The organism is Roseobacter sp. HKCCD5988 (genome assembly GCF_037830355.1).
In the GTDB taxonomy this organism is placed as follows: domain Bacteria; phylum Pseudomonadota; class Alphaproteobacteria; order Rhodobacterales; family Rhodobacteraceae; genus M30B80.
Map to the genome: position 1 here is coordinate 143,745 of NZ_JBBLYJ010000002.1, position 17,544 is coordinate 161,288.

Genomic DNA, 17,544 nt, shown 5'->3' on the forward strand with positions numbered 1-17,544 from the left:
CAGGCTCTGGTCGTTGCTGAAACCCTCAAGACGAGGGGTGAAAGGGTTTGCCCAGTGAGGCAGGCGCCCGTCCTGCGCGTATCATCATAAGGACGATGATGGTCGCAAGGTATGGGGCCATTGACAGATATTCGACAGGAATTTTCAAGCCTTCTGCCTGCAAATTAAGCTGAAGAACAGTAACACCGCCAAAAAGATAGGCACCTGCGATCAAGCGCCATGGCTTCCAAGAGGCGAAAACCACAATGGCCAAAGCAATCCAGCCTGCGCCTGCTGTGATCCCGTCAATCCATTGGGGCACCCGGACAAGGCTGATATAGGCCCCTGCAAGCCCTGCACAGGCCCCACCAAATACAATCGCAAGAACGCGCACACGGCGCACATTATACCCTAGCGCATGCGCGGCTTCGTGATTCTCACCAACAGCGCGCAGGATCAGACCCGCACGGCTATATTTCAAAAACGCCCAAACCCCCGCCACGATGGCAATGCTCAGATAGACCATCAGATCATGGCGAAACAGGATCGGCCCCAAAACAGGAATATCGGACAAAATGGGGAAAGACAGCTTCGCCACCGTCAAATCAGGTGATCCAACCGCATCTTGCCCGATCAGCGATGACAGGCCCAAGCCGAACATCGTCAAGCCCAAACCTGTGGCGACCTGATTGGTCAAAAGAAATTGGGTCAAGACGGCAAAGACTAAGGAAACGACTGCTCCCGCACAGGCCGCCCCCACAAAGCCGAAATAAGGGTTGCCGCTTGAATGGCCCGCAATATAGCCGCAAACCGCGCCGACAATCATCATCCCCTCAACCCCAAGGTTCAGGACGCCCGCGCGCTCGACCACCAATTCACCGATTGCCGCAAGCAAGATAGGCGTTGAAGCTACCATTAGCGCGGCCAAAAGCAAGATTGGATTGATATCCATCAGCGCCCCTCCCCTTGGCCGAATTTGAAACGATAATTGGTCAGCACATCCACAGCCAAAAGGCAAAAGAGCAACATGCCCTGAAAGGTCAAAATTGCCGCTGCAGGCAGGTTCAACTGTGCCTCGGCCGCCTGTCCACCGATATAGGTCAGCGCCATGATCAGCCCCGCAAAAAGAATGCCCACAGGATGCAAGCGCCCCAAAAAGGCCACGATAATTGCGGTAAACCCGTAAAAGGCGGGGAAAGAACCAAGGATCTGCCCCGATGGCCCTGCCACCTCAAACAATCCTGCAAGTCCCGCAAGCGCGCCCGATATACCCATACATAAGATCACAAGGTGATTAGCATTGACCCCTGCAAATCCCGCCGCCCGCGGGCTTTGCCCTGCAAGGCGCACGTTGAAGCCAAACTGATGTCGGGTGAAGAGGATATAGGCCCCCACCACGGCCATCAGCGCCGCTAAAGCCCCCCAATGAAAGCCTGTGTTGGGGATCAAATCCAAATTGGCGGCCGATGGGTATTGCCGCAAATTGCGGCTACCAGGCATGCCAAACCCCTCGGGGTTGCGCAAAAGGCCAATGGAAAAGGCCTTGATCAACACCTCGGCCACATAGACCAGCATCAGCGATACAAGGATTTCGTTGGTCTTGAACACCACCCGCAAAATCGCAGGGATCATCGCCCAAAGAAGCCCCCCCAAGAGCCCCGCAACGATCATCAGCGGAAAGATCAACCAGCGCGCCTCCATCGGGTAAAAGGCCAGGGCCACCCCTGCCCCACAAATGGCGCCGATGATATACTGACCTTCGGCACCGATATTCCAAATTCCCGCCCGAAACCCAAAGGACAGCCCAACGGCGATCAGCACCAAAGGGGCAGCTTTCTTGACAATCTCGGGGCGGTAAAAATGCGCAAAGGGGCCAAAGATTGGATCCCAGAAAATCGTCTTGATCGCGATCAATGGGTCTTTGCCCAAAATCGCAAACAGACCCATGCCGAGAATGATGGTCAAAATCACCGCCAAGACGGGCGCGCCATATGTCCACCCGCGCGAAGGCTGTGGCCGTTTCTCAAGCCTAAGCATGGGCCACCTCCAGATCATGCGCACCACCGAGCATCAACCCGATTTTCTCCATGGTCAGCCCCGATGTTGGCACCGCTTGTGATAAGGTGCCTTCGTTCAATGCCGCGAAGCGGTCAGTGATTTCCAACACCTCCTCAAGGTCTTGCGAGATCACAAGCACCGCTGATCCTGCACTGGCCAAATCCAGCAAGGCCTGACGTATCGCAGCTGCGGCCGCTGCATCAACGCCCCATGTGGGTTGGTTGATCACCAAAACGCGCGGGTTTTGGCTGATCTCGCGCCCGATTACGAATTTCTGCAAATTCCCGCCCGACAGCGCACGCGCGGCGGTTTCGGGGCTTGGGGTGCGCACATCGAAACGCGCGATCACCTCTTGGGCGAAGGCACGACTGCCCGGCCAATCAATAAACCCGTTTTTCAACAAAGAAAGCCGCGTTTTCGCGGTCATCAATGCGTTTTCTACAAGGTTCATATCGGGGGCGGCGGCGTGGCCATTGCGTTCCTCTGGCGCGGCACAAAGGCCGAGGGCGCGGCGGGCATTTGGCCCATCGGCGCCAATGCCCTGACCCTCTAATTGGATCATATCAGCATGTGTGTGCATCTCGCCTGACAGGGCCGCGACCAATTCATCTTGACCATTGCCCGCGACACCGCCGATCCCCAAAACCTCGCCCGCGTGTAGGGTAAAGCTGATCTCTTTCAGGCTTGTTCCGAATTGGTGCGGCGCAGGCGCGCTCAGGCCCGATACTTGCAGCAAGGGCTGTCCAGTCGTGACAGCCGCCCGCTTTGGCGTGGTAAGGGTCTTGCCCACCATCATCTCGGCCATGTCACGGTTGCTCATTTCGCGTGGGTCAAACGTGCCCACAACCTTACCTTGGCGCAAAACAGTGGCATGCTCACACAAAGCGCGGATTTCTTCAAGTTTGTGCGAGATATAAAGGATTGATGTCCCTTCAGACGCCAAGAGACGCAATGTGCCAAACAAGATATCGACCTCTTGCGGGGTCAGGACGCTGGTTGGCTCATCCATGATCAAAAGCTTGGGATTCTGCAGCAAACAGCGAATGATCTCGACCCGCTGCCGCTCGCCCGCAGATAGATCGCCCACAATCCGATCAGGCGATAAAGGCAGCCCATAATTTTCAGATGCAGCCCGAATTTGCGCGGCAAGGTCCTGCGTCTTGGGTGGGTTTTCCATACCAAGCGCAATATTCTCTGCCACGCTCATCGCGTCAAACAGCGAGAAATGCTGAAACACCATCGCCACACCTGCGGCGCGCGCAGCGCGCGGGTCACTGGGTGCAAAGGGCGCGCCCTCAAGCAGCATCTGCCCCTCATCGGGGCGCACAAGACCATAGATGGTCTTGACCAAAGTCGACTTGCCTGCACCATTTTCGCCAAGCACGGCGTGGATCTGGCCCTTGTCGATATCAAAGCTGACATCGCTATTCGCGATGACGCCCGGATAGGCTTTGGTCAGTCCCTGCAATTCAAGAAGCTTCACATTGCCCCCGTGTTTTTATGTGCTGCCTCTTCTGCCCGAGACAGCAAGGCTGTGGCAACCCCCAAGGCAATGGCCTGCGGGTGTTTGCCCAAGGATATATCCCCTATTGGGCAGGATATGCGCGAAATTTGTGCGCTGTTATGGCCAAGCGCCGATAATCTGCCCTTAAACCGCGCCCATTTTGTGGCCGACCCGATTAATCCTGCGCTGCCAAACTCATGACCAAGCAGGGCATGGCACAGTTCGAGATCGAGGGAATGGCTATGGGTCACGATGATATGATCAGCCGCCTTTGGCGCATGGCGCACCACCCCTTGCGGGGTCTGCGCGATCAATGGCGGGACATTGGGGGGGATGACCTCGGGAAATCTAGACTGCGCGATATCCACCCAAGTCAGGGCCAGATCAGGCAAAGGCGCAAGCACACTCACCAAAGCCCGACCTACATGACCCGCCCCCCAGATCCAAATCTGATGCGGGGCGGCAAGCCCCGTTTCGATCAGCCAATCCCCAACAACGGCGGGGCTATGGGATGGGTGCAGACGCTCGACCGCGCGCGCGATTTTTGCGTCCCAACGCGCATTTGGCCCAAGCGGCCGCGCATAGGGCAAACTGTCTGGAATATCTTTCGCAAAGACCTCGAACACCACGCTGACAAACCCGCCGCAGCATTGACCCAAATGTGGCCCAAGCGGATAGTTCCGCACCGCGATCCCGCCCTGCGGCAGCATCGTGCGGGCCTCTGCCACAGCCTCCCATTCAAGACGCCCCCCGCCGATTGTGCCCTCTTGACCTTCGGCCCAAACGATCATGGATGTGCCCGCCTCGCGTGGGACAGACCCCGCCGTGCGCGTGATCAAAATCCGCACAAACGGCCCCCGTGCCGCACAAGCGCGCAAATATGCCAAATCAAGGCTCATGGTTGTAAGCCTTGGATGGCGCGCAAAATACGCTCGGGCGTTGCAGGTGCATCCAGATTTGGATAGCCCCCACCACAGGCCGAAATCGCGTCTGACACAGCAAGAAAGGCGGATATGCCCAGCATAAAGGGCGGCTCACCAACCGCCTTTGAGCGATAAATCGTGGCTTCGGGGTTTTCACCATCCACAAGCGCCACGTTAAAAATGGCGGGCCGATCTGAGCAGGCAGGAATTTTATAGGTGGATGGCGCATGGGTGCGCAAATGCCCCCGATCATCCCAGACCAATTCCTCGGTCATAAGCCATCCCGCCCCTTGGACATAGCCGCCCTCAACCTGCCCGCGATCAAGAGCGGGGTTCAGCGATGCGCCCACATCATGCAAAATATCGGCGCGCAAAATACGGTTCTCGCCCGTCAATCTATCAATGACCACCTCACTCACGGCGGCACCATGCGCAAAGTAAAAGAAAGGCCTGCCCTGCCCTGCGGCGCGATCCCATGACAGATCGGGGGTTTTGTAAAATCCCGTGGCCGAAAGCCCAACACGCGCCTGATAACAGGCCGCCACAGCCTCGGCGAAGCTGATATTTTGGTCGCCCCACATGACACGGCCACCGGCAAACCGCACCTCTGCCCCTTGGCCCAGAAACTCGGCAATACGGGTGCGAATGGCATCACAAGCGGCCAGAACTGCCATCCCGTTCAGATCACTGCCCGATGAGGCCGCAGTGGCCGAGGTATTAGGAACCTTTGCCGTGTCGGTCGCGGTGATCTTTACCTGATCCACCCCGACCCCAAAACGGCTTGCCGCCACTTGGGCCAATTTTTGGAATAAGCCCTGCCCCATTTCCGTGCCGCCATGGTTCATCATAATTGACCCATCTTGATACACATGAACCAGCGCACCCGCCTGATTGAGATGGGTGAGGGTGAAGGAAATTCCGAATTTCACGGGGGAAAACGCAATGCCGCGTTTCAGGATGGGCGAGGTTTCATTCCACGCGGCAATTTCTGCACGCCGCGCCGCGTAATCGCAATCAGACAGCAATTGATCTGTCATCTCATGCAGCAGAAAATCGCGCACCTCCATCCCATAGGGGGTGGTGTTCGCAAGCCCCGCACGCGCGGCGCTCTTTGGGGCAGCGTAGTAATTTCTGCGCCGCACAAGGGCGGGATCAAGGCCCAAATCATGGGCGATATGATCCATCACCCGTTCAATCCCCAAAACGCCCTGAGGCCCCCCAAACCCGCGAAAGGCCGTGGCCGATTGCATATTGGTCTTTAACCGCAGCGAAGTGATCTCCGCATGGGGCAAAAGATAGGCGTTATCCGCGTGCAACATCGCGCGATCTGCCACGGGTGCGGTTAAATCCTGCGCCCAACCGCCCCGCGTGATCTGCGTGAATCGCACCGCTTCGATCTGGCCTTGATCATCAAAGCCCACATCATAGGCAATTCGAAAATCATGCCGTTTGCCCGTGATGATCATGTCATCATCGCGATCATAGCGCATTTTGCAGGCGCGCCCTGTCTGACGCGCGGCCACGGCACAGGCCACGGCCAATGCGTTGCCTTGGCTTTCCTTGCCGCCAAAGCCACCCCCCATACGCCGACACTCCACCCGCACCCCATGCATGGGCAGGCCCAAAGCATCGGCCACTTTGTCCTGTATCTCAGTCGGGTGTTGGGTCGAGCTATGGATCACCATATCCCCGCCCTCTTGTGGCAGGGCCAAGGCGGCTTGACCTTCGAGATAGAAATGCTCTTGCCCGCCCATGGTGATTTCACCTTGCAGTCGGCGCTTTGACTGATCGAGGGCGGCTGTTGTGTTCCCCTTGGCCCAAACACGCGGGCTATCCTCAAAATAACTCTCCGCGGCCAATGCATCCTCAATGCTGAGGATCGGTGGCTCTGCCTCAATCTCAATCTGCAAAAGCCGCGCTGCTTTGCGCGCCGCAAGGTGAGTATCTGCCACAACCAAGGCCACGGGCTGCCCCATGTAATGCACCCGATCTGTCGCCAATAAAGGTTCGTCATGCACTGAAGGGCTGACATCATTGGCAAAGGGCAGATCAGCCGCAACAAGCACCGCGACCACGCCTGGTGCAGCCTTCATAGCGGCAATATCCAGCCCGCGGATCACCCCACGCGCCACGGGCGACAGGGCAAAGGCCAGATGCAAGCAGTCCTGCGGGGTTGGAATATCATCCACATATCGCGCGGCGCCCGTAACGTGCAGGCGCGCGCTGTCATGGGCCATGGGGGCGTGAACGCTCATGGGGTCACCTCCAACACGGATACAGGTGTGCCTTGGCGTTCGGCGTAATAGCGCCACATCATGCCTTGCGCCGCTGCCATCCGATAGGCGGCTGATGCCCGCATATCAGAGAGCGGCGTGAAATCATCAACTAAGGCTGCGGCAGCAGCCGCGATTGTGGCCTCGCCCCAAGGTTGGTTGATCAACGCGGCCATTGCCGCGCGGGCCAGTTTGGGCGTTCCTGCCATACCGCCAAAAGCCAGACGCGCGTCTTGAATAATGGCATTTTTGACGACGACATTGAACGCACCGCAAACGGCGGAAATATCCTGATCAAAGCGTTTTGACAGTTTATAACACCGCAAATCAGGCGCGGATTTCGGCATAGTGACGGCTTCGACAAATTCCCCGCTTGCGCGGTCTTGGTGGCCATAGTCGATAAAGAAATCTTCAATCGCAATCGCTCGCCGCGCATCGCCCTCGCGCAAATGCAGCCGCGCGCCAAGCGCAATCAATGCGGGCGGGTTATCCCCAATGGGCGAGCCGTTCGCGATATTCCCGCCGATTGTGGCGGCGTTTCTGACCTGCTCTGACCCATAGCGGCGGATCATCTCGGCATAGCTGGGGTGATACTGCGCCATCACCTGATGCACCCGCGCCATGCTAACCATTGCGCCCAAGCGAATTTCATCTTCGTCCAGCTGCACATCAGCAAGATCAGCGCATTGGTTGAGAAAAATCACCTCGTCAAAATCGCGCAACTGTTTGTTGATCCAAAGGCCGATATCGGTAGCCCCCGCAATCAATAACGCGTCAGGTTTTGCAGCATAAAGCGTTGCCAATTCATCGCTGTTTTGCGGGGCATGGATGCTTTTTTGTGCTGTGGCCACCCATGCTGCATCGCGCGCAAGCCATGCGGGTTGTGCGCCATCTTCAGCCGCTTGTGCCGCGCGGATGATCGGGGCATAGCCTGTGCAACGGCACAAATTGCCCGCCAAAACCGTGTCGTGATCACGGCGCCCATTGGCATGGCCTGCGACCATCGAAGCAATAAAGCCGGGCGTGCAAAAGCCGCATTGCGACCCTTGATGCGTGATCATGGCCTCTTGGACCGGGTGCAGCGTGTCAGAACCAATGCCCTCAACGGTGCGAATGGCTTTACCATCAATCTGGGGCAAAAATAGAATGCAGGCATTAACGGCGCAAACCCCGTCAACATCCTGAACCACCACGCTGCAAGCCCCACAATCGCCCTCGTTGCACCCTTCCTTTGTGCCGGTCAGACCCCGCGCTTCGCGCAGCCAATCGAGCAATGTCGCAGTGGGATGGGTCGAGACCTGAACGGCCTCTCCATTCAGAAGAAACGAAACCTCCATCGAGAATTTAACCTGCCGCTTTACCCCGTCATGTGCCGTCACATCCTCAGGCGTCGATGCGGCGTAGAGACCTGAGCGGCTGTGTTAACAACAATGAAAGCGAGGGTTTTCGCGTTTGGCAAGAATTTTGTCGCGCCGCCCGCAGCCAAAACGCTTAACTTGCACGCAAATGCCCGTATATGATGCAGACTTGCAGGATAACCAACAGGACGGCTCCCATGGCGCAAGAGACGCTTTTGATCAAACACGCAGATCTTCTGTGCACGATGGAGGCGCGCCCTGATGCACCCTATGGCGATGAGATAACCGATGGTGCGCTGTTCGCACGCGGCGGGGTGATCGAGACGGTTGGAAAAACCGCGGATTTGCCGCAAAGCGCAGATCGCGTGATTGATATGCGCGGTCATGTGGTGATCCCCGGGATGGTGAACACCCATCACCATATGTTCCAAAACCTCACCCGCGCCGTGCCTGCGGCGCAAAACGCACCGCTTTTTGGTTGGTTGCAGACCCTTTACCCCATCTGGTGCAATATTGGGCCAGATCATATTTATTGGTCAGGGGCCTTGGCCATGGCGGAATTGGCGATGACGGGCTGCACAACCTCCTCCGACCATCTGTATCTCTATCCCAATGGCGCGCGGCTTGAAGATAGCTTTGCCGCTGCCGAAGATATTGGTTTACGCTTTCACGGCACACGCGGCTCGATGAGCATTGGCGAAAGCAAAGGGGGGCTTCCCCCAGATCGTCTAACCGAAGCCGAACCCGCCATTCTGGCCGATTGCCAACGCCTTATCGAATCCCATCATGACGCCAGCCGCTATGCGATGCGGCGGGTGGCTTTGGCCCCGTGTTCGCCTTTCTCCGTCAGCATGGATTTGATGCGCGAAACCGCCACTATGGCGCGCAGCTACGGGGTCGGGATGCACACGCATCTGGCCGAGAATGTCGAGGATATCGACTATAGCCTTGCGACCTTTGGGATGCGCCCCGGTGAATATATCGAGGCGGTTGGTTGGACAGGCCACGATGTTTGGCACGCCCATTGCGTTCAATTGGATGAGGGCGAGATCAACCTCTTTGCACGAACAGGCACGGGCATTGCGCATTGCCCCTGCTCGAATATGCGGTTGGCCAGTGGCATTGCACCCGTCCGTCACTGTCTGGATGCAGGGGTTAAGGTGGGGCTTGGGGTTGATGGCTCGGCCTCCAATGACAGCGGCCACATGCTCAATGAGGCGCGCCAAGCCATGCTGCTGCAGCGCGTTATGAAAGGGGGCGATGCGATGACCGCGCGCGAGGCTTTGGCGGTGGCAACCCGTGGCGGCGCGTCTGTTCTAGGCCGCGATGATATTGGAGTGCTTGCCAAGGGCTATGCCGCCGATCTTGCTGCCTTTGATACACGCGGCATCGATTTTGCAGGCGCGCAATGGGATCTCCTTGCAGGTCTGTTGTTCTGCGGCTCGGGCAAGACCAATTACACCATCATCAATGGCAAGGTCATTGTTGAAGAGGGGCAGTTGGTCAGCATGGATATGACCAAACTCTTGGCAAATCACGCGGCCATGACCCGCGATTTGATGGAACGGACCTAAGCGTAAAAGGCGGGTTTTTTGATCATTTCAACCCGCTCTTTGACGCCTGAGTGCAAGGCACGCACACCTGTATCCGCAACAAGGGCGGCGGCATAGCCATCCCATGTGCTGGCAGCCGCTTCTGGCAAAATACCCGTTTGCACAAATCCCATGAAATCTCGATTTTGGGCGACATAGGCATCATGGTAATGTCCGCGCCAATCCTCGTCATAGCGGATCGCCGAACTCAGTCGCGTATCAAGGCGGGAATGCGCCACTTTGTTGGTTGAGATACTGCCAAGCTCGCCGACCAATTCTGCGCGCACATCATATCCGTAGGCGGCGTTGTTGTTGACCTCGACTGTGATCAATTGATCATCATCGGTTTCCAGAACCATCACCACGGGCGCCACAACATCATCGCTGCGCTTAGGCTGATGGGCGGTGATCGTGGTCACCTCCACCCCCAAAAGATACCGCGCGATGTCAAACTCATGCGGCGCGGAATTGGTAATCGCCATGGCCCCCGTGAAACTGGGATAAGGCGTGGCGAGGTTGCGGTGAAAGTTATGCATCATCAAAGCCCGCCCCAACACACCTTTGGCAAGGGCTTCGCGCATATCAAAATAGGCACGATCATAGCGGCGCATGAAGCCAACCATGATATGGTGCGCCCCTGTCGCCTGTTCGGCGGCCATCACATCCAAACATTCGTCAATCTTTTGGCTTAGAGGCTTTTCACACAAAACCCGCTTGCCGCGTGCAATCAGCGTCTTGGTGTAAGGTGCATGGGTAAAATCGGGCGAGGCGATAATCACCGCATCAATATCTTCGCGCAACAGCGCGGCTTCGGGGTCATCTGTGCAATCAACCGCACTTGTCGCATCGGCCACGGCGCGCGCCCGCGCGCCATCCATGTCGCAGACAAGTTGCAAACAGGCATGCGGCACATCTTGGGCGATGATCTTTGCATGATCCGCCCCCATCACGCCTGCGCCAATGACCGCCACACGCACCACCATCTTATCCCCTCCCACGAAACACCGTGGTGCCTTTGCTAAACCCCGAAGGACGGTGGTGCAAAGAAAAAAGGGGGCGCATGGCCCCCTTTTTTTAAGATTATGCTGCCTTTTGGCGTGGCCCGCGGGCGGGTTTGCCACGGCGGCGATGACGCGGTTTGCCATCCGCCGCGCCATGCCCTGCATTGGCCTTTGGCTTAAAGCCACGGCGAGGGCCGCCGCGATGCGGGCGACCGCCACCTTGCTCGGCCCCCTCGGGCGCGCTGCCGCTGGCCACGGGGATTTCGAGTTTCATCAGCTTTTGCACTTGGCGCAGCAAATCCATTTCATCAGCGGCGCAAAAGGCAATTGCCTCTCCCTCGCGCCCTGCGCGGGCCGTGCGGCCAATACGATGGACGTAATTCTCAGGCACATCTGGCAAATCATAATTGACCACATAAGCCACACCTGGGATATCGATGCCACGGGCCGCAACATCGGTTGCGACCAACACAGTGATCTCACCCGCGCGGAATTGTTTGATGGCACGATCGCGCTGACCTTGGCTTTTGTTGCCGTGGATCGATGCGGCCTTATAGCCATCCTCAACCAAGCCTTTCATCAGCTTTTCCGCACCATGTTTTGTGCGCGCAAAAACAAGCGTCAGCGCGTCCAAATCGCGGCTCAGGATTTCGCGCAGTTTGGCAGGTTTATCGCCCTTAGAGACAAAATGCACCGACTGCGTGATCTTATCTGCCGCTTTTCCTGGAGGCGAAACTTGAACACGGCGGGGGTTATTCAAATAGGCGCTCGACAATTCTTCCATCTGCTTAGGCATGGTGGCCGAGAACAGCATGGTTTGACGCGGGGTTGCCAAATGCGGCGCGATTTGACGCAGCGCATGGATAAAGCCCAGATCAAGCATTTGATCGGCCTCGTCCAAAACCAGATGGCGCGTTTGGCTGAGATCAACCGCGCGGCGATTGAGCAGGTCAATCAAGCGGCCGGGTGTGGCCACCAAAATATCAGTGCCGCGCGCAAGAAGGTTGATCTGCTTGGGGATCGATTGCCCCCCCACCACAGAATGAACCCGCAACTTGGACCCTGCCGTCAGAGGCTTGAGGCTGTCTGCGATTTGGTTCACCAATTCACGCGTTGGCGCAAGCACCAATGCCTTGACGGTTTTTGGTTCAGGCTTGCCCTGCTTGCCCAACAAATGGTTGATCAGCGGCAAACCGAAGGCCAGCGTCTTGCCTGTGCCTGTTTGCGCCAGACCCATAATATCGTGCCCTTCCAAGGCCAAAGGAATGGCTTGGTTCTGGATCGGGGTGGGTTCGGACAAGTTTGCGGCTTTCAACGCCGCGTTCAATGTGGGCTCAAGTCCCAGCATATCAAAATCAAACAAAGAGATATCCTTTTCACAAAGCCCTATGCAAAGCGCGCACAAAGCCGTTTGGCCGCCAAATGATAGGCAGCCGTTTCGGGTTCACAACGACATTGGCCTTCCCGCCACCCTATCGCTGTATCAGGAACCCTGCGTGTTGGGATACTGAGTGGTGATGCCCCGCTCGGCCCGTCTGTCGGGCACAACTCTCTCACGCGATCACGCGGGTACAGGCCTTGCACCTCGTGTATCTTAGATGAGAAGTCAAGCGGTGATTGGTGCATAGCCGCTATGCAACCCACCCCTTGCATTTGGGCCACAATCCGCGCGATGGTCGGGCTGCGCAGCTTCCGCGCGCAAAACCCCTTTGCAATGATGGATGACACCCGCCAATGACCCTTCCCCTCAAAGGTCTTGTCGCCGCTCTAGCGACTGTCACAATATGGGCCCTGTTTCTGGTCGGCACGCGGTTTGCCGTCAGCACGAATTTTACAGTAGAGGAGGTCTTGCTTCTACGCCTTGGCACAGGATTTTTGATCACGATCCCACTTATGCTGAGATTAGGTGTGGTCCCGTACGGCCAAAGCGTGACAGGCGCAATCATGCTGGGACTTGGGGCTAGTGCGCTCTTTCCCTACATAATCTCAATGGGTTTGTTCTTTGCGCCAGCCTCGGATGCGGGGGTCTTGGCACCAGGAATGCTACCATTTTGGACGGCTATCGTCATGGTGTTTATGACGGGAGAGCGTCCTTCAAGGCCGCGTTATATCGGCTTAATTGTAATCTTTATCGGAGCTTTAATGGTGGGACTTTGGCAAGTCATACATAGCAGCGTAGATGGCGCATGGCGCGGACATATCCTATTTTTATCTGGCTCTTTCCTGTGGGCAATTTATGCAGTCTATTTCAAACAAAGCGGGTTCACGCCTCTGCATGGTTTGGTGATTGGGCTATTCTGGGGAACCCTCGCCGTGGCGCCATTCCTGGCCCTCTCAGGGAATGTCAGTTTTGCGGGAGTAAGTCTGCAGGACTTTCTCGTCATGGCTGTACTTCAGGGTGTTTTGATCGCTGTTTTGGCATTGGTTCTCTACTCTATTGCCGTGCGCCAATTGGGGGCTGCGCAAACCGCTGCCTTTGGCGCATTGACGCCCGTTCTCGCCTTGATCGGGGGTGCGCTGTTTCTGGGCGAGACTGTTACCCTGATCAAATTGATCGGTGTGATCTTGGTGGCTGCGGGCGTGGTATTGGCATCGGGCCTGTTTGACCGCAGGGCTTGAGGTCACCCCGCCTGATACTGTCCAAGCTCGGCACGGCGCACAATGGCCCACCGATATTGCTCAGGCCAGAGCGAAAACGCATCCGCCTCGCCAAGGGCCTCGGCGGCGTGAAGGGGCCAAAACGGATCATGCATCAATTCCCGCCCCAAGGCGATGAAACTGGCGCGCCCCTCTTGCAGGATATCCTCGGCCTGCTGCCCATCCACAATCCGTCCAACCGCCATGGCAGCAATACCTGCTTCGCGCTCCATCGCCTCGGCATAGGGCACCTGAAATCCCAAAGGTCGCTGTCCGCCTGCAGGTAAAGGCCGCCCATCATCACTGGCGCGGAAGGCAGGCGCGCCCGCAATCCCACCTGATGAGCAATCAATCACATCAACACCAATCGCCTTAAGCGCCTTGGCCAGCGTGACGGAATCCTCAAGCGACCACCCCCCTGTATCCACTGCGGAGATACGGAAAAACAGGGGAAGATCCTCAGGCCAAACCGCGCGCACCGCGCGGCTGACCTCCAAGGCAAAGCGCATCCGCCCCTCAAGATCCCCACCATAGGCATCATTGCGCTGATTGGTGGCGGGCGACAAAAAGCTATGGATCAAATACCCATGTGCGCCATGAATTTCGATCACCTTGAACCCTGCGGCAAGCGCGCGTTTTGCGGCATCGGCAAAGGCCGCGATCAGGCCCACGATCTCATCCACACTCAACGCTTTGGGGCTTGGCCACCCATCAGCCAAAGGCAGCCCAGAAGGCGCAACAGTTTGCCACCCCCCCTCGCCCCATGTTGTGTCATCGGGGGCAACAGGCTTACCGCCGCCCCATGGAGGGGTACTACTGGCTTTTCGCCCTGCATGGGCCAACTGGATCGCAGGCACCGCGCCCATCTCAGTGATGAACCGAGTGATAGGTTTGAACGCCTCCACCTGCGCATCGTTCCAAATTCCTAAACATTTGGCCGTGATCCGTCCGCGCGGCTCGACCGCGGTCGCCTCAGTAAAGACCAATCCCACCCCGCCACGCGCAAACGCAGACAGGTGGGACGCGTGAAAATCAGAGGCCAAGCCATTCTTTGCGGAGTACATACACAGCGGCGAGAGCACAATACGATTGCGCAAGGTGAGGCCGCGCACAGTCACGGGTGAAAATAATTTGCTCTCAAAGGGCATAGCAGACCGCCTATGATAAAAATGAATGAAATTGTCAGCACGAAAACGAACTTCTATCGTATCTACCTACTCGTTGGATATCCAACAATCGAAATTAAAAGAAAATCTGCGCCCGACTGAAAGGTCAGTTGTAGAGCCCAGCACTGCGGGCTCTTAGTCGGATCAGAGCCAGCACCGTATCGATGGTTGGGGTGGGTATACCGGTAACCTTTCCCAGTTCTTGCACCGATGAAACTAAGGCATCGATTTCCATAGGACGGCCCAGGTCTAAGTCTTGCAACATGGAGGTCCTGTGTGCGCCTACTGCGGCGCCGCCATCGATACGACGATCAACATCAATTGGAAACTTTACACCAAGCGCCTCTGCGATTTGTTGCGCCTCGAGCATCATGTTTCGGGCAACCTCTCTAGTCCCTGCGTCCGTGCATAACACATCCAAAGTAGCATGAGTGAGCGCTGAAATGGGGTTAAATGACAGATTACCCCAAAGCTTAACCCAAATCTCGTCTCGCAACTTCGGGCGTACCGGAGCCTTTAACCCCGCCTCGGACAAAGCAGCCGATAATGCCATGGCGCGCTCTGACTTAGACCCGTCAGGTTCTCCTAAGGAAAATCGGTTACCCTCAATGTGTTTAATCACACCTGGCTCAACAACTTCAGCGGCAGGGTAAACAACGCACCCCAACACGCTATCTGGCCCAAACGCATCCCATTGGGCATCTCCAGGATCCACGGACGCAAGACGCGTGCCTTCTAGAGGCCCACCAATCTTGTGAAAGTACCACCACGGCACACCATTAACGCCTGATACAACCGTAGTTCCATCCCCTATAAGCGGGGCCATCTTGGATACGACTGGAGGTACAGAATGTGCTTTAAGCGTGACAACAACATAATCTTGGACCCCTAGCTCCTCGGGGTTTTCAGACGCGTTAACCTCTACGGTTGTTTTGCCGCTCTCCTCGATCAGAGTTAGCCCGTTCTGTTGCATGGCTTTCAAATGTGGACCACGCGCTACCAGGCTGACGTTAGCTCCAACTCGAGCTAACTTTACCGCCATATAGCCACCAATTGCGCCTGCACCAAAAATACAAATTTTCAAAGAAATACCTCTATGCAAGACCCAGTTTTTCAGCCAACCCGATACGTTGAAGTTTACCGGTGGCACCTTTTGGGATTTCATCCAAGATAAGAACTGTGCGCGGGACCTTAAATGCTGCTAAGCGCGCAGCTAAAAACTCACGGATCTCAGCATCGGTGGCAACTTGCCCTTCCTTCAACACGACAGCTGCGCCAACCTCCTCACCCAACTTGTCGTGCGGGATAGCAAATGTAACGCATTGGGCTACGCTGGGATGATCCGACAATATGCCGTCTACTTCCAATGGACTGATTTTCTCGCCACCTCGGTTGATGATTTCCTTCAAACGGCCAGTGAGGCTCAAATAACCGTCTTCATCGAACATGCCTTGATCACCTGTACGAAACCAACGCTTTCCTTCTGCTTCAAAAAAGTTCTTTTCATTAGCCTCTGGGTTTGCCTCGTAACCAGGCGTTACATTTGGCCCCGATATGCTCACTTCACCAAGACCATTAATCAAACGATTTTCTGTTTCGTGTGCAATGCGGACCTCTGGCCCAGCCGGCAACCCGACAGCGCCTGGTTTTTGTAGACCTGGTTCAATAGGGTTACAGCACATTTGGTGAGCAGCCTCGGTCATGCCGTAAGCTTCTACAACTGGCGCACCAAACGTTTCAGCAAGCTGTATCATTACTGGACCTGGCAGCGATGACGATGAAGAACGCAAGAAACGCAGGCGAGACTTCTCAATAATAGCCTGGTTGCGGGGAGCTCGTGCTAGAATTGCTTGGTGCATGGTCGGCACCGCAGTGTACCACGACGGATCGACCTCTTCGAGCCATCCATAAAACTTTAATGCATCAAATCCTGGCGCACAGCTTATTGACGAGCCAGCGGCGAGAGATGCGCTAACAGCAGCGACTAGGCCGTGAATGTGAAATAGCGGCATAACATTCAGGCAGCAGTCATCCTTGGTCAGCTCCAAAGACTTCATGATGTTTTGAGCAGATGCGACAACGTTTGATTGAAGTAACGGCACAATTTTAGGCCGTGATGTTGTTCCGGAGGTGTGAAGGATGAGAGCAATGTCATCAGCGCCTGGAACGGCCGCTGTGGCTTCGCCCGTCACGTTCGCTGAGAGGGTGAAATTACCCGCAGGTTCTAAGGATGTTAACTCAAAAACGATCATGTCAAACCGTTCTGCCACGGCACGCGCGGGACCATCATATCCAGCCGCAACAACAAGCGCGCGCGCTTTTAAATCTTCTAGATAGAACTCAAATTCTTCCTCGCGATACGCAGGGTTCAAAGGAGCTGTAGTAGCGGATTGAGCAATGGTCACAAACGCCGCTGCCATTTCAGGGCCATTAGGAAGCACAATAGCCACACGATCAGACGATCCGATGCCCGCTTTTCTCAGCGAACTATTCACATCTCGTGATAATTTTCTGAGACCGTCATATGTCATCCATTCACGGCCTGGCGCACCGATAGCGCGTGAGTTTCCAGAATGACCCGATATCAGATCCGATAACGTTTTCATATTACTCTTCCCTTGCTAGATACTTATGCCCAAGCCGCAACGATTGCCGAAAGCTGTGAAGACAAAGCCTTAGGATAGAGCCAATGGGTCTGGGATATGGCACCATCATTGATGATAAGTTTAAGAACTAAGCTAGAATCCGTTCCATGCAGAACGCGTCAAAGATTGGCCTTTCAAAGACGCATAAAGTGCCCGACCGGTTTCGGTCACACTGATCTGATTACCCTGTCGCTCAAGCCACTGCTTACTTATACCAAAGACCTCTGGATCCATTTCTTTTCCAGATGTGAGCTGACTACAGAACTGCAAAACTAAAGCTGCTTCATCATTAGAAAACATGCGCAATACCTCCCTGTACTAAGAATGTATCGCATTGTTTTAATTTGGCAAAATGAATACTTTCATATACTTTAGTATACTATGCGTCCTTAACGATGCCCATAAGCC

At 55.9% G+C, this 17,544-nt stretch carries 14 protein-coding genes; 2 read left to right on the forward strand and 12 right to left on the reverse strand.

The features are described 5' to 3' along the window. Positions 1-25: 25 nt before the first annotated feature. From AAC636_RS08755 to xdhA, 6 genes are read right to left on the reverse strand one after another with little or no spacing between them, the layout of a single operon-like run. Positions 26-931 carry an ABC transporter permease gene (locus tag AAC636_RS08755; RefSeq protein WP_340301218.1) on the reverse strand — a complete coding sequence of 302 codons (906 nt, stop codon included), beginning with the start codon at positions 929-931 and terminating at the stop codon, positions 26-28. After that, on the reverse strand, positions 931-2,016 hold the full coding sequence (locus tag AAC636_RS08760; protein ID WP_340301219.1) for an ABC transporter permease: 1,086 nt from the start codon (positions 2,014-2,016) through the stop codon (positions 931-933). Before AAC636_RS08760 ends, AAC636_RS08755 begins: the two co-directional genes overlap by 1 nt. Then, positions 2,009-3,520 carry an ABC transporter ATP-binding protein gene (locus AAC636_RS08765; protein WP_340301220.1) on the reverse strand — a complete coding sequence of 504 codons (1,512 nt, stop codon included), beginning with the start codon at positions 3,518-3,520 and terminating at the stop codon, positions 2,009-2,011. Before AAC636_RS08765 ends, AAC636_RS08760 begins: the two co-directional genes overlap by 8 nt. Continuing rightward, positions 3,517-4,440 (reverse strand): xanthine dehydrogenase accessory protein XdhC, encoded by a 924-nt coding sequence (gene xdhC / locus AAC636_RS08770; RefSeq protein WP_340301221.1) that lies wholly within the window; start codon positions 4,438-4,440, stop codon positions 3,517-3,519. Before xdhC ends, AAC636_RS08765 begins: the two co-directional genes overlap by 4 nt. Continuing rightward, on the reverse strand, positions 4,437-6,719 hold the full coding sequence (xdhB, locus tag AAC636_RS08775) for a xanthine dehydrogenase molybdopterin binding subunit (RefSeq protein ID WP_340301222.1): 2,283 nt from the start codon (positions 6,717-6,719) through the stop codon (positions 4,437-4,439). The genes xdhC and xdhB overlap by 4 nt, the downstream gene beginning before the upstream one ends. Next, positions 6,716-8,074, reverse strand: coding sequence for a xanthine dehydrogenase small subunit (xdhA, locus tag AAC636_RS08780; RefSeq protein ID WP_340301568.1), 1,359 nt, complete (start codon positions 8,072-8,074; stop codon positions 6,716-6,718). Before xdhA ends, xdhB begins: the two co-directional genes overlap by 4 nt. Before the next feature lie 218 nt (positions 8,075-8,292). Between xdhA and AAC636_RS08785 the strand changes: the two genes are divergently transcribed. Continuing rightward, the gene (locus AAC636_RS08785) at positions 8,293-9,669 is read left to right on the forward strand and encodes an 8-oxoguanine deaminase (RefSeq protein WP_340260120.1); all 1,377 of its coding nucleotides are present in this window, start codon (positions 8,293-8,295) and stop codon (positions 9,667-9,669) included. Here AAC636_RS08785 and AAC636_RS08790 read toward each other — a convergent pair. Further along, positions 9,666-10,670 carry a Gfo/Idh/MocA family oxidoreductase gene (locus AAC636_RS08790; protein ID WP_340301223.1) on the reverse strand — a complete coding sequence of 335 codons (1,005 nt, stop codon included), beginning with the start codon at positions 10,668-10,670 and terminating at the stop codon, positions 9,666-9,668. The two genes, AAC636_RS08785 and AAC636_RS08790, sit on opposite strands and share 4 nt — an antisense overlap. 97 nt (positions 10,671-10,767) lie before the next feature. After that, a complete protein-coding gene (locus AAC636_RS08795; RefSeq protein WP_317655320.1) occupies positions 10,768-12,051 on the reverse strand; it encodes a DEAD/DEAH box helicase in 1,284 nt (427 codons plus the stop codon). Positions 12,052-12,422: 371 nt separating this feature from the next. Here AAC636_RS08795 and AAC636_RS08800 point away from each other — a divergent pair, with 371 nt between their 5' ends. Then, a complete protein-coding gene (locus AAC636_RS08800; protein ID WP_340301224.1) occupies positions 12,423-13,307 on the forward strand; it encodes a DMT family transporter in 885 nt (294 codons plus the stop codon). 2 nt (positions 13,308-13,309) lie between these two features. On the opposite strand, the gene AAC636_RS08805 is transcribed toward AAC636_RS08800, so the two are convergent. From AAC636_RS08805 to AAC636_RS08820, 4 genes are all read right to left on the reverse strand, one after another. Continuing rightward, positions 13,310-14,473: an NADH:flavin oxidoreductase/NADH oxidase gene (locus tag AAC636_RS08805; protein WP_340301225.1), complete on the reverse strand. Its 1,164-nt coding sequence runs from the start codon at positions 14,471-14,473 to the stop codon at positions 13,310-13,312. A 124-nt stretch (positions 14,474-14,597) separates the two neighbouring features. Next, positions 14,598-15,575, reverse strand: a complete 978-nt coding sequence (locus AAC636_RS08810; RefSeq protein ID WP_340298904.1) for a 2-dehydropantoate 2-reductase — start codon at positions 15,573-15,575, stop codon at positions 14,598-14,600. Between the two features lie 10 nt (positions 15,576-15,585). After that, a complete protein-coding gene (locus tag AAC636_RS08815) occupies positions 15,586-17,097 on the reverse strand; it encodes an AMP-binding protein (protein ID WP_340301226.1) in 1,512 nt (503 codons plus the stop codon). A 132-nt stretch (positions 17,098-17,229) separates the two neighbouring features. Further along, positions 17,230-17,436 carry a hypothetical protein gene (locus AAC636_RS08820; protein ID WP_340245311.1) on the reverse strand — a complete coding sequence of 69 codons (207 nt, stop codon included), beginning with the start codon at positions 17,434-17,436 and terminating at the stop codon, positions 17,230-17,232. Between the last annotated feature and the right edge of the window lie 108 nt (positions 17,437-17,544).